This window comes from Pseudomonas sp. AAC, assembly GCF_000725445.1.
Taxonomy (GTDB): Bacteria; Pseudomonadota; Gammaproteobacteria; order Pseudomonadales; family Pseudomonadaceae; genus Pseudomonas; species Pseudomonas citronellolis.
This window is the reverse complement of record NZ_KL647098.1, coordinates 800,327-813,004: the sequence shown is the minus strand read 5'-3', so window position 1 is coordinate 813,004 and position 12,678 is coordinate 800,327. Positions and strand designations below refer to the sequence as shown.

11 protein-coding genes are annotated in these 12,678 nt (G+C 69.3%); 5 read left to right on the top strand and 6 right to left on the bottom strand.

Features of this window, described 5'->3' with window-relative positions:
• Window positions 1-46: 46 nt before the first annotated feature.
• Entirely contained in the window at window positions 47-1,786 is a 1,740-nt protein-coding gene (locus tag FG99_RS21165; RefSeq protein ID WP_043272168.1) for a SulP family inorganic anion transporter, read from the bottom strand.
• Window positions 1,787-2,075: 289 nt separating this feature from the next.
• Window positions 2,076-3,080, bottom strand: a complete 1,005-nt coding sequence (locus FG99_RS21160) for an NADP-dependent oxidoreductase (protein ID WP_043272167.1) — start codon at window positions 3,078-3,080, stop codon at window positions 2,076-2,078.
• Between the two features lie 222 nt (window positions 3,081-3,302).
• Between FG99_RS21160 and FG99_RS21155 the strand changes: the two genes are divergently transcribed.
• Entirely contained in the window at window positions 3,303-4,064 is a 762-nt protein-coding gene (locus FG99_RS21155) for an SDR family oxidoreductase (protein WP_009618602.1), read from the top strand.
• Window positions 4,065-4,067: 3 nt separating this feature from the next.
• Here FG99_RS21155 and FG99_RS21150 read toward each other — a convergent pair whose 3' ends face one another.
• From FG99_RS21150 to FG99_RS21140, 3 genes are all read right to left on the bottom strand, one after another.
• Window positions 4,068-6,800 (bottom strand): cation-transporting P-type ATPase, encoded by a 2,733-nt coding sequence (locus FG99_RS21150; RefSeq protein WP_043272166.1) that lies wholly within the window; start codon window positions 6,798-6,800, stop codon window positions 4,068-4,070.
• 321 nt (window positions 6,801-7,121) lie between these two features.
• Window positions 7,122-8,315, bottom strand: coding sequence for a benzoate/H(+) symporter BenE family transporter (locus FG99_RS21145; RefSeq protein ID WP_043272165.1), 1,194 nt, complete (start codon window positions 8,313-8,315; stop codon window positions 7,122-7,124).
• Window positions 8,312-8,923, bottom strand: coding sequence for a LysE family translocator (locus FG99_RS21140; RefSeq protein ID WP_009618608.1), 612 nt, complete (start codon window positions 8,921-8,923; stop codon window positions 8,312-8,314). The genes FG99_RS21145 and FG99_RS21140 overlap by 4 nt, the downstream gene beginning before the upstream one ends.
• A 145-nt stretch (window positions 8,924-9,068) precedes the next feature.
• Here FG99_RS21140 and FG99_RS21135 point away from each other — a divergent pair, with 145 nt between their 5' ends.
• On the top strand, window positions 9,069-9,716 hold the full coding sequence (locus FG99_RS21135) for a hypothetical protein (protein WP_043272164.1): 648 nt from the start codon (window positions 9,069-9,071) through the stop codon (window positions 9,714-9,716).
• Here the strand turns inward: FG99_RS21135 and FG99_RS21130 are convergent.
• Entirely contained in the window at window positions 9,704-10,147 is a 444-nt protein-coding gene (locus FG99_RS21130; protein WP_009618612.1) for a MarR family winged helix-turn-helix transcriptional regulator, read from the bottom strand. The two genes, FG99_RS21135 and FG99_RS21130, sit on opposite strands and share 13 nt — an antisense overlap.
• 80 nt (window positions 10,148-10,227) lie before the next feature.
• Between FG99_RS21130 and FG99_RS21125 the strand changes: the two genes are divergently transcribed.
• The 3 genes from FG99_RS21125 (at window position 10,228) to FG99_RS21115 (ending at window position 12,669) form a co-directional block, all read left to right on the top strand.
• Window positions 10,228-11,394: an aminotransferase-like domain-containing protein gene (locus FG99_RS21125; protein WP_043272163.1), complete on the top strand. Its 1,167-nt coding sequence runs from the start codon at window positions 10,228-10,230 to the stop codon at window positions 11,392-11,394.
• A 9-nt stretch (window positions 11,395-11,403) separates the two neighbouring features.
• The gene (locus tag FG99_RS21120) at window positions 11,404-12,006 is read left to right on the top strand and encodes a glutathione S-transferase family protein (RefSeq protein WP_043272162.1); all 603 of its coding nucleotides are present in this window, start codon (window positions 11,404-11,406) and stop codon (window positions 12,004-12,006) included.
• Between the two features lie 201 nt (window positions 12,007-12,207).
• The gene (locus FG99_RS21115) at window positions 12,208-12,669 is read left to right on the top strand and encodes a bacteriohemerythrin (protein WP_009618618.1); all 462 of its coding nucleotides are present in this window, start codon (window positions 12,208-12,210) and stop codon (window positions 12,667-12,669) included.
• The last annotated feature ends 9 nt before the right edge of the window (window positions 12,670-12,678 follow it).

Sequence of the window (12,678 nt, the reverse complement as noted above, 5' to 3'; positions counted from 1 at the left end):
AAACACCCATGTACTCCGAACGGTCCCCTCTCCCTCCGGGAGAGGGTTAGGGTGAGGGGGCCGCAGGCCTGCCCAGGGCAAGAACAGTTGCGCTTGCGGCGGCCTCCTGCTGGCGCTTGTACCAGCGCCGGTAGGCGTTCACCCCCGCGCGCACCGAGCTGAACACCAGCGGCGGCTTCAGCTCGCCCAGCTGGCCGGAGCGCTCCAGCATCGCCAGGGTTTCCCGCGGCACCCGCGCCAGGGACAGGTGCACGTCCTGCGCCGCCAGGGTCTGCTGCACCTCGCGCAGCACCGTCAGGCCGCTGACGTCCAGGTTCAGCACGCCCTCGGCGTTGAGCAGCACGGCGCGCGGCGCCTTGGTCTGCGCCACCACCTGCAGCAGGCGCTGCTTGAAGTAGTCGGCGTTGAAGAACAGCAACGGCGCGTCGAAACGGTAGATCACCAGGCCCGGCAGGGTGTGCGCCTGCGGGTAGCGGCTCAGCTCGACCTGGCCGTCGATGCCGTGGACCCAGCCGAGCACCGCGTCGCTCGGCTTGTAGGTCAGGTACAGCAGGCGCAGCAGGGCGATGACGATGGCCACGAAGATGCCCGGCAGCACGCCGACGCTGAGCACCCCGACGGTGGTCAGCAGGCACAGGCCGAACTCGAAGCGCGACAGGCGCCAGAAGCCCTTCAGCGCGCTGAAGTCGATCAGCCCCCAGCCGGCCATCAGCAGCACCGCGCCCAGGGCCGGCATGGGAATCCAGCCCAGCGGCGCGCTGAACAGCACCAGCGCCAGGCCGATGACCAGGGCGGCGACTATGCCGACCATCTGCGTCTGGCCGCCGACCATGTCATTGACCGCGGTGCGCGAGTCGGCGCCGCTGATGACGAAGCCCTGGGACACCCCGGCGCCGATGTTGGCCACGCCCAGGGCGACCATCTCGCGGCTGGCGTCGATGCTGTAGCCGTGGCGCGCGGCGAAGCTGCGGGCGGTGAGCATGGCGCTGCAGAAGCTGACGATGGTGATGCCCAGGGCGTCGCGGAACAGGTTGCCCATTTCCTGCACGCTGGTGCGCGGCCAGCTCAGCTCCGGCAGGCCCTGGGGCACCGCGCCGAGCAGGGCGACGCCGTAGCGGTCCAGGCCCAGCGCCACGCTGGCCAGGGTGGCGAACAGCACGCCGACCAGGGCGCCGGGGATCTTCGGGTAGCGCCGCGGCAGCAGGATCATCAGCAGCAGAGTGGCCGCGCCCAGGGCGAGGGTCGGCCAGTGGGTGCTGCCGAGGTTGCGCAGCAGCGCCAGCAGGCCGGCGAGGAAGCCGCTGGTCTCGGTGTGGTAGCCCAGCAGCTTGCCCAGTTGGCCGGCGATCAGGCTCAGGCCGATGCCGTTGAGGTAGCCCACCAGGGTCGGCCGCGACAGGAAACTGGCGATGAAGCCGGCGCGCACCAGGCCGCCGACGATGGACAGCAGGCCGACCATCACCGCGACGATCATCGACAGTTGCAACAGGCGCTGCGGGTCGCCCGCCGCCAGCGGGGTGATGGCCGCCGCGACCATGGCCGCGGTGGCGGCGTCGGGGCCGACCATCAGCTGTTTCGAGCTGCCGACCAGGGCGTAGATCAGCATCGGCAGGATGCAGGCATAGAGCCCGACCTGGGCCGGGAAGCCGATGATCTGCGCATAGGCGATGGCGGTGGGAATCTGGATGGCCGCCACCGACAGGCCGGCGACGACATCCGGGCGCAGCCAGGCGGAGCGGTAGTGCAGCAGGTTGTCCAGGCCGGGCAGCCAACGGGTGAGGGGCATGGGTGTCTTCCGTGAAACGTCGGGCTGAAGCTTAGCCACAGTGTAGGGCCGCGGCTTGCCCGGCGTCAGTCCCGGGCGAAGGAAGACGAAGGATTTCGAGAGGACGCTAGAAGGGCTGCGCCGGGATGCTCTTCGTAGGATGGGTTGAGCTTGCGAAACCCATGCGGTCACGGCGATGGGTTTCGCAAGCTCAACCCATCCTACGTCAGCGTTTCTCCTGCACCTGTAGGAGCGGGCCCTGCCCGCGATTCGCGCCCAGGGGGCGCTCCTGCAGGGTGTCGCAAAGCCTTCAGAGCTTGAGGATGAGTTTGCCGAAGTTCTCCCCGCTGAACAGCTTGAGCACCGTCTGCGGGAAGGTCTGCAGGCCTTCGACTATGTCTTCCTTCGATTTCAGCTTGCCCTCGGCCAGCCAGCCGGCCATCTCGCGCATGGCCTCGGGGAAGCGGCTGGCGTAGTCCATCACCACCATGCCTTCCATGCGCGCGCGGTTGACCAGCAGCGACAGGTAGTTGGCCGGGCCCTTCACCGCCTGCCTGTTGTTGTACTGGCTGATGGCGCCGCAGATCACGATGCGCGCCTTGGGCGCCAGGCGCGCCAGGCAGGCGTCGAGGATGTCGCCGCCGACGTTATCGAAGAACACGTCGATGCCGTTGGGGCAGCAGCGTTTCAGGCCCAGGGCGAGGTCTTCGTTCTTGTAGTCGACGGCGCCGTCGAAGCCCAGTTCCTGCACCAGGTAGCGGCACTTGTCCTCGCCGCCGGCGATGCCGATCACGTTGCAGCCCTTGATCTTGGCGATCTGCCCGACCACGCTGCCCACCGCGCCGGCCGCGGCGGAAACCACCACGGTCTCGCCGGCCTTGGGCAGGCCGACGTCGAGCAGGCCGAAGTAGGCGGTCATGCCGGTCATGCCCAGGGCCGAGAGGTACAGCGGCAGCGGCGCGCGGTTCGCGTCGACCTTGTAGAAGCCCCTGGGCTCGCCGAGGAAGTAGTCCTGCACGCCGAGGGCGCCGTTGACGTGGTCGCCGACGACGAAGGCCGGGTTGTTCGAGGCCACCACCTGGCCCACGCCGAGGGCGCGCATCACTTCGCCTATGCCCACCGGCGGAATGTAGGACTTGGCGTCGTTGAGCCAGCCGCGCATGGCCGGGTCCAGCGACAGGTACAGGTTGCGCACCAGCACCTGGCCCGGGCCGGGCTCGCCGAGCGGGGTTTCCTGGTAGCGGAAGGTGTCCTGGTCGATGGCGCCCTGGGGGCGCTGGGCGAGCACGAACTGGCGGTTGAGCGGGGCGGTCATGGCAGTGGCCTCGGGGAGGGGGAAACCTAGGGATAGTCCGCGGCAGCGGCGTCGGCAAGCTGCCGCCGACCACGAGAATGCCCGGTTATCCATGTAAATGATCCAGGCGCGAGGTATTCATCACTCGCACGGATAGTACGAGCTACAGCGGCCTGATAATGCTTTGCCCGCGGTGGGCGCCGGCTAGACTCGGACGATTCTCCATCCGTTCGAGGACAGTCCATGAGTCAGCTGCTTTCCGGCCAGGTCGCCCTGGTCACCGGCGCCGCCGCCGGCATCGGCCGCGCCACCGCCCAGGCCTTCGCCCGCGAGGGCATCAAGGTGGTGGTTTCCGACGTCGACGCAGCTGGCGGCGAAGCCACCGTCGAGCTGATCCGCGCCGCCGGCGGCGATGCGCGCTTCATCCGCTGCGACGTGACCCGCGACGCCGAGGTCCAGGCGCTGGTCGCCGCCACGGTGGAGGCCTACGGCCGCCTGGACTACGCCTTCAACAACGCCGGCATCGAGATCGAGCAGGGCCGGCTGGCCGAGGGCAAGGAAAGCGAGTTCGACGCCATCATGGGGGTGAACGTCAAGGGCGTCTGGCTGTGCATGAAGCACCAGATCCCGGTGATGCTCGCCCAGGGCGGCGGCGCCATCGTCAACACTGCCTCGGTGGCCGGCCTGGGCGCGGCGCCGAAGATGAGCATCTACGCCGCTTCCAAGCACGCGGTGATCGGCCTGACCAAGTCGGCGGCGGTGGAATACGCGAAGAAGAAGGTGCGCATCAACGCCGTGTGCCCGGCGGTGATCGACACCGACATGTTCCGCCGCGCCTACGAGGCCGACCCGAAGAAGGCCGAGTTCGCCGCCGCCATGCACCCCGTCGGCCGCGTCGGCCAGGTCGAGGAGATCGCCGCGGCGGTGCTCTACCTGTGCAGCGACAACGCCGGCTTCACCACCGGCATCGCGCTGCCGGTGGATGGCGGGCACACCGCGCTCTGAGGCTCAGTGCCTGGCCAGGCGCTGCGCCAGGCCGCTGCGGCGGATCACCCACTTCTCCAGCTCGGCGCCGAGGAACACCAGCAGCCCGGCGCCCAGCGCCCGTAGCCATTCGGCCGGGCTCAGGCCCCTGGAGCCGAAGATCTCCTGCATCCAGGGCGCGTAGGTGAAGGCCAACTGCAGCGGGATGCACGCGGCGATGGCCAGCAGCACCCAGCGGTTGCCGAACAGGCCCTCGCGGTTGAGCACCGAGCCGAAGATCGAGCGGCTGTTGATCAGGTAGAACATCTCCCCGATCACCACCGCGTTGACCGCCATGGTCCGCGCCGACTCGATGCCGGTGCCGCGCTGCAGCTCCCAGAGGAACAGGCCGAAGGCGCCGAGCATCATCAGCAGCGCCACCATCAGCACGCGCCAGACGAAGAACCCGGAAAGCAGGGCGTTGCCCGGCGGCCGCGGGCGGCGGCGCATGATGTCGCGCTCGGCCGGCTCGAAGGCCAGGGCCAGGCCCAGGGTGCTGGAGGTGACCATGTTGATCCACAGCACTTGCGCCGGCGTCAGCGGCAGGCCCAGGCCGAGGAACAGCGCGGCAATCACCACCAGCGCTTCGCCGCCGTTGGTCGGCAGCATGAACAGGATGAATTTCTTCAGGTTGTCGTAGACCGCGCGGCCCTCGCGCACGGCGCTGGCGATGCTGGCGAAGTTGTCGTCGGCCAGCACCACGTCGGCGGCCTCGCGCGCCGCCTCGGTACCCTTGCGGCCCATGGCCACGCCGACCTCGGCGCGCTTGAGCGCCGGGGCGTCGTTGACGCCGTCGCCGGTCATCGCCACCACCTGGCCGTCCTCCTGCAGGGCCTGCACCAGGCGCAGCTTGTGCTCGGGGCTGGCGCGGGCGAACACGTCCACCTCCAGGGCCACGCGGCGCAGTTCGGCGTCGTCCATCAGCGCCACCTCGGCGCCGGTCACCGCCGGGCGGCCGACGCCGATGCCCAGCCGCGCGCCGATGGCGCGGGCGGTCTCGGCATGGTCGCCGGTGATCATCTTGACGCGGATGCCGGCCTGCTGGCAGTGCGCCACGGCGGCGATGGCCTCGGCCCGCGGCGGGTCGATCAGGCCCACCAGGGCCAGCAGAGTGAAGCCCTCGGCGACGTCGTCGAAACCCAGTTGCGCGCCCTGCGGCGCCGCCTGCCGCGCGGCCAGGGCCAGCAGGCGCAGGCCGCGGGCGGCGGTGTCGGTGGCCATGCGCCGCCAGTAGTCCGGGTCCAGCGGCGCCGCGCCGGCATCGGTGAGCTGCGTCGAGCACATTTCGAGGATGCGCTCCGGCGCGCCCTTGACCAGTATCCACGGGCGGCCTTCGGCGTCCTGGTGGCTGCTGGCCATGAAGCGGTGCTGCGACTCGAAGGGAATGCTGTCCAGCCGCGGCCAGTCCCGGGCGCAGGTTTCCTGGGGCAGTCCGGCCTTGGCGCCGAGCACCAGCAGCGCGCCTTCGGTGGGGTCGCCCTCGATGCTCCACTGGCCGCCGTCCTCGCGCAGCTGGGCGTCGTTGCACAGCACCCCGGCGCGGATCGCCTGCTGCAGCGCCGGTTGCGCGTCCGGCTGCACGGCGCGGCCGTCGACGCTGAAGCCGCCCTCGGGGACGTAGCCGACGCCTTCCACCTCATACACCCGCTCGGCGCAGACCAGGCGCTGCACGGTCATCTCGTTGCAGGTCAGGGTGCCGGTCTTGTCCGAGCAGATCACCGTCACCGAGCCCAGCGTCTCCACCGCCGGCAGGCGCCGCACGATGGCGCGCTGGCGGGCCATGCGCTGCACGCCCAGGGCGAGGGTCACGGTCATGATCGCCGGCAGCCCCTCGGGGATGGCCGAGGCCACCAGGGCCACCACCATCATGAACATCTGCTCCGGCGTCTCGCCCAGCCACAGGGTGCCGAGCAGGAACACCAGGGCGCCGATGCCGAGGATGACCATGGCCAGGATGCGGCCGAAACGGTCGATCTGCCGCAGCAGCGGGGTGGTCAGGTTCTCCACGCTGCTGAGCATCTGGTTGATGCGCCCCAGCTCGGTGTCCGCCCCGGTGCCCACCACCAGGCCGCGGGCCTGGCCGTAGACCACCAGGGTACCGGAGTAGGCCATGCCGTAGCGGTCGCCCAGGGGCGCGTCGGCGGCCACCGCCTGGGCGTTCTTCTCCACCGGCAGGGATTCGCCGGTCAAGGCCGCCTCGTCGACGCGCAGTTCCTTGCCGCCGAGCAGGCGCAGGTCGGCCGGCACGCGGTCGCCGGAGGCCAGCAGCACCAGGTCGCCGGGGACCAGGGCGGCGGCGTCGATCTGCTGGCGCTTGCCCTGGCGCACCACGGTGGCGGTGGAGGAGAGCATGCCGCGGATGGCGTCCAGCGCCGATTCGGCCTTGCCTTCCTGGATGAAGCCGATCACCGCGTTGATCAGCACCGCGCCCAGCAGCACCGCGGTGTCCACCCAGTGGCCGAGCAGCGCGGTGACGAGCGCGGCGGCGAGCATCACGTAGAGCAGGATGTTGTGGAACTGCAGCAGCAGGCGCAGCAGCGGGCCGCGCCGGCGCGGCGGCGCCAGGCGGTTCTCGCCGTATTGCTGGCGGCGGCTTTGCACCTCGGCCTCGTCGAGGCCGGTGGGGCCGCTGCGCAGGCGGGCCTGGACCTCGTCGGCGGCGAGGCTGTGCCAGGGCGTGGCGCTGGCGTCGGAGTGGGAAACGCGGCGTCGGCTCATGCAAGGCTCCTGTCGGATGGGGCAGGGATGAGCTACAGCATGGACAGGCGGGCGTCCGCCGGGCTTGACCTGGAACAGCGCAGGCGACCGGCGTCCGCCCAGTGTTTTGCATTCTGTTACAGCAGGAGCCTGTTTTGGCCGGCAGGGAGAGGGGACCGTTCGGCGTGCGTGGGTACTCCACAGTTAGCCGGCAACACCGAAGGTTTCCAGCTGAAACCATTCCTCCTCTCGGCACGGACTAGCCCCCTCTCCCTTCAGGGAGAGGGCTGGGGAGAGGGGCTCTTGCTCAACCCCTGAACTCTCCTCACCGTGTGCGCAACATCAAATCGCCCGACGCCAATTCAACACCAACTGCGTCATCAACCCCGCCACCAGCCCCCAGAAAGCCGAGCCCACGGAAAACAGCGTGAAACCCGAAGCAGTCACCAGGAAGGTAACCATCGCCGCCTCACGCTGGCGGGCCTCGGCCATGGCGTTGCTCAGGCCGTTGGTGATGGAGCCGAGCAGCGCCAGGGCGGCGATGGACAGCACCAGTGCCTTGGGCAGGGCGGCGAACAGCGCCGCCAGGGTGGCGCCGAAGATGCCCGCCACGCCGTAGAAGACCCCGCACCAGAGCGCCGCGGTATAGCGCTTGTGCGGGTTCTCGTGGGCTTCCGGACCGGTGCAGATGGCCGCGCTGATGGCCGCCAGGTTGATGCCGTGGGAGCCGAACGGCGCCAGCAGCAGCGAGGCGATGCCGGTGCTGGAGATCAGCGGCGAGGCCGGCACCTGGTAGCCGTCGGCGCGCAGCACGGCCAGGCCCGGCATGTTCTGCGAAGCCATGGCGACGATGAACAGCGGGATGCCGATGCTGATGGTGGCGGCCAGGGAGAAGCTCGGCGTGGTCCACACCGGTTTCGCCAGCTCCAGCTGGAAGTGGCTGAAGTTCAGCAGGCCCAGGGCGCCGGCCAGGGCCACGCCCACCAGCAGCGCGACGAACACCGCGTAGCGCGGCGACAGGCGCTTGGCCAGCAGGTAGCTGAGGAACATCGCCGCCACCAGCAGCGTCTGCTGCTCGGCCGCGCGGCAGATCTCGATGCAGATGCGGAACAGCACCCCGGCCAGCAGTGCCGCGGCCAGCGAACCGGGCACCTGGCGCATCAGGCGGTCGAAGCTGCCGGTGATGCCGCACAGGGTGATCAGCGCGGCACAGACGATGAAGGCGCCGATGGCCTCCGAGTAGGGCACGCCCGGCAGGCTGCTGATCAGCAGCGCGGCGCCGGGGGTGGACCAGGCGATGACGATGGGTGTGCGGTAGCGCAGGGTCAGGCCGATGGTGGTCAGCGCCATGCCGATGGACAGCGCCCAGATCCACGAGGAAATCTGCGCGTTGCTCAGCCCGGCGGCCTGGCCGGCCTGGAACATCAGCACCAGCGAGCTGGTGTAGCCGGTGAGCATGGCGACGAAGCCGGCCACCACGGCGGCGGGGGAGGAGTCGGCGAAGGGGCGCAGGCGCGCGCTGGTCGAATCGGTCATGCGGGGGTGATGTCCACGAACAGGGGGTAGAGGGAGGCTACCAGCAGCAGGGCCATGCCGATATTGAACACGCGGCGCCGCGCCGGCTGTTCCAGCCAGTGCCGCAGGCAACTGCCGAGCACCGTCCAGACGCCGACGCTGGGCAGGTTGACCACGGCGAACAGCACCGCGATCAGCAGCACGTTGCCGGCGAAGCCCTGCTGCGGGGTATAGGTGGTGATGGCGCCGATGGCCATGATCCAGGCCTTGGGGTTGACCCACTGGAAGGCCGCCGCCTGCAGGAAGCTGAACGGCTTGCCGCTGCCGCGCCCGTTGGCCTGCGGCGCGCCGGCGCGGGCGATGCCCCAGGCCAGGTACAGCAGGTAGGCCGCGCCCAGGTAGCGCAGCGCCTGGTAGGTGAAGGGGAAGGCGTGGAACAGCTGGTCCAGCCCCAGGCCCACGGCGACCACCAGCAGCAGGAAGCCGATGCTGATGCCGAGCATGTGCGGGACGGTGCGGCGCACGCCGAAGTTCACCCCGGAGGCCAGCAGCATCATGTTGTTCGGCCCGGGCGTGATGGAGGTGACGAAGGCGAAGCCGATGAAGGCGGCCAGGAGTTCGAGGGGCATGGCGGCACGCGTCTTGTGGTTTTTCCGCAGCCTAACCCCCGGCCTGCGGGCTGTCGCGTAACAGCCAGGGGCGGATCGGGCCGTACAGTGGCGCGCCCGGCGTGCTGTGGATATGGTGGGCAGGTCGCAGTCGTGGAGTCCCGCCATGGACCACAACCCCTATGCCGCGCCCAAGGTCGAGCTGATCGAGGCGCGCACCCCGGCCAGCCTCGCCGGCGGCCGCTGGAGCCCCGGCCACCTGCGCCTGCTGGCCTGGTTGAGCCTGGCGCTGCTGCTGGCGCAGAGCGTGCTGTTCGGCCTGTCGTTCCTCGGCGGCAGCGGGCGCGGCGACGCCCTGGACAGCTACAGCCTGTGGCTGGGCGTGCTCTGCACGCTGCTCGGCTGCTACCTCAGCTGGCGCGCCACGCAGTTCCTGGTCGAGCGCTTCGGCGCCCGCGGCATGGCCTGGCCGCTGTGGCTGTCCATCGGCCTGGCGCTGGTGATCCAGGCCTACGCGGTGATCTTCGACGCCCAGCTCGACGGCACGCCCAACGCCGCCCTGGCCGGCTTCATGGCGCTGTTCCTGCCCAGCGGCCTGGTGGGCCTGTGGTATGGCGTGCGGGTGCTGAAGATCGGCCTGCCGTACCCCTCGGTGAAGGTGCTGGGCTGGCTCGACGTGCTCTCGGGCGTGTGCATGGCCAGCATCCTGCTGTTCATCCCCGGCACCGTCCTGGCCGCCGCGGCGCTGCTGCCGCTGGCGCTGATGTTCCTGCGCGGCGCGCGGGAGCTGGAGGGCGGCGCTCAGGTTTCCTGAAGCGGCTGCGCCAGGGCCTGGTTGACCGCCAGCCAGCCGTGCACCGCCTCTTCGCCGGCCTCGGCGAAGGCGCGCTGCAGCAGGCGCGCCTGCTCGTTGCGCAGGGCCCGTTCCAGCTTGGCGCCCTCGGCGGTGAGGCTGAGCAGGCGCTTGCGCTTGTCGGCCGGCGAGGCTTCGCTGCGGATCAGCTGCATCTCCTGCAATTGCCGCAGCGGCATGTTCAGCGCCTGCTTGCTCACGCCCAGGGTGGCCAGCAGTTCCTTCACGCTCAACCCGCTCTGGCGCGCGACGAAGAACAGGATGCGGTGGTGCACCCGGCCCAGGCCGCGGCGGGCGAGGATCTCGTCCGGCTTGGCGGTGAACGCCCGGTAGCTGAAGTAAAAGGCTTGCATGGCTTCCGACCAGGTGTCGGAGGGCAGAAGGTCAGGCATATTGACGTATCCGTTCGGCCGTCGTAGCTTCGGTCAACCAGTTTGACCCATTTGCTCCTGCCTCCGCTACCGGTGACCCCATGGCCTTCTCCGAACGTATCGCCCGCCTGAAAAGCTCCCTGATCCGTGAAATCCTCGCTGCGGCGCAACGTCCGGAGGTGATGTCCTTCGCCGGCGGCCTGCCGGCCGAACCCATGTTGCCCAAGGTGGAATGGGCGGACATGCCGGCCAGCATGGGCCAGTACGGCATGAGCGAGGGCGAGCCGGCCCTGCGCGAGGCCATCGCCGCCGAAGCGCGGGCCCTGGGCGTGCCCTGCGATGCCAGCCAGGTGCTGATCGTCAGCGGTTCGCAGCAAACCCTCGACCTCGCCAGCAAGCTGTTCATCGACCCGGGCACCGAGGTACTGCTCGAAGCGCCGACCTACCTGGCCGCGCTGCAGGCCTTCCAACTGTTCGGCGCCGACTGCGTGAACGTGCCGCTGGGCGCCGAGGGCCCGGACGTGGCCGCCCTGCGCCAGCGCCTGGAGCGGCACAAGCCGGCCTTCGCCTACCTCATCCCGACCTTCCAGAATCCGTCCGGCGTGCGCTACAGCGAAGAACGCCGCGACGAAGTGGCGGCGCTGCTCGACGAGTTCGGCGTGACCCTGATCGAAGACGAACCCTACCGCGAGCTGGTGTTCGACGCCGGCAGCGCCACCCCGCTGGTCAGCCGCCTGAAGAAGGCCAGCTGGATCTACACCGGCACCGTCTCCAAGACCCTGCTGCCGGGCCTGCGCGTGGGCTTCCTGATCGCCACCCCGGACCTGTTCCCGCACCTGCTGCGCCTGAAGCAGTCGGCCGACCTGCACACCAACCGCATCGGCCAGTGGCAGGCCCTGCAGTGGTTCGGCACCGAGGCCTACCGTGGCCACCTGGCCGAGCTGCGCGACTTCTACCGCATCCGCCGCGACGCCATGCAGGCCCAGCTGGAAGAACACTTCGCCGACCTGGCCGAGTGGAACGTGCCCCAGGGCGGGCTGTTCTTCTGGCTGACACTGAAGCAGCCGCTGGACACCCGCGGCCTGCTGGACGAGGCCCTGCAGCAGAACGTGGCCTTCATGCCCGGCGAACCCTTCTTCACCGACCCCGATGCCAACCCCGGCCACCTGCGCCTGAACTTCAGCCACGTGGCGCCGGAGCGCCTGGGCGAAGGCCTGCGCCGCCTGGCTGCGGTGATCCGCGAAGCGCAAGCGGCCCAATCTGCCTGAGGAGGCGCCATGTACACCGTCTACGGCGACCGGTTGTCCGGCAACTGCTACAAGGTCAAGCTGGTCCTGCACCTGCTGGGCCTGCCGTACCAGTGGCGCGATGTCGATATCCTCAAGGGCGAGACGCAGACCCCCGGATTCCTGGCCAAGAACCCCAACGGCAAGGTGCCGGTGTTGGAACTGGAGGACGGCAGCTGCCTGTGGGAGTCCAACGCCATCCTCAACTTCCTCGCCGACGGCAGCGAGCTGCTGCCGAAGGAGCCGCGCCTGCGCACCCAGGTGCTGCAGTGGCAGTTCTTCGAGCAGTACAGCCACGAGCCCTACGTGGCGGTGGCGCGTTTCATCCAGTTCTACCTGAAGATGCCGGACGAGCGCCGCGCCGAGTACGAGGACTGCCTGAAGGGCGGCTACAAGGCCCTGGACGTGATGGAGCAGCAGCTGGCGCGCACGCCCTACCTGGTGGGCGACAGCTACTCCATCGCCGACATCACCCTGTACGCCTACACCCACGTGGCGCACCAGGGCGGTTTCGACCTCTCCGGCTACCCGGCGATCAACGCCTGGATGGCGCGCGTCGCGGCGCACCCGCGGCACGTCGGCATGCTCGACTGAGGGGCCCGAAGTGTCAGAAGAAGCCCGCCATCGCGCGGGCTTTTTCGTATTCGTGCGCTCTGGCTCGCAGTTTAAGGGCCTCCCCATTGACGGGCATCATGGCGCGCGCCGTTTCGCCTCCCTACCCTGGACCCAGCCAACAATAGAGCAGTAGCCGGGCCGCGGCGGCAGGAATGCCGGCGACCGGTGGGGGAGGGAAAAATGGCCTATCTGGTCTGGCAGGATGACCTGAACACCGGCATCCAGGTGATCGACAACCAGCACAAGCGAATCGTCGAGATGATCAACCAGCTGCACGAGGCCCAGGGCACCCTGGACAAGGCGCGGGTCGGCGAGGTGATCGAGGAACTGGTGGACTACACCCAGTCGCACTTCGCCTTCGAGGAAACCCTGCTGGAAGACTCCGGCTACCAGTTCACCCGCGCCCACAAGAAGGTCCACGAACTCTTCATCAAGCGCGTATCCGACTACCGCCTGCGCTTCGCCGCCGGCGAGGACGTCGCCGAGGAACTCAAGGGGTTGCTCGGGCGCTGGCTGTTCACCCACATCCGCAACGACGACGCCAACTACGTGGAGTCGGTCAAGGCCAGCATGCACGAGCTGACCCACGACCAGAGCCACGGCGGCTGGCTGTCGCGCTCGATGAAGCGCTTCTTCGGCTGACGCCGGCGG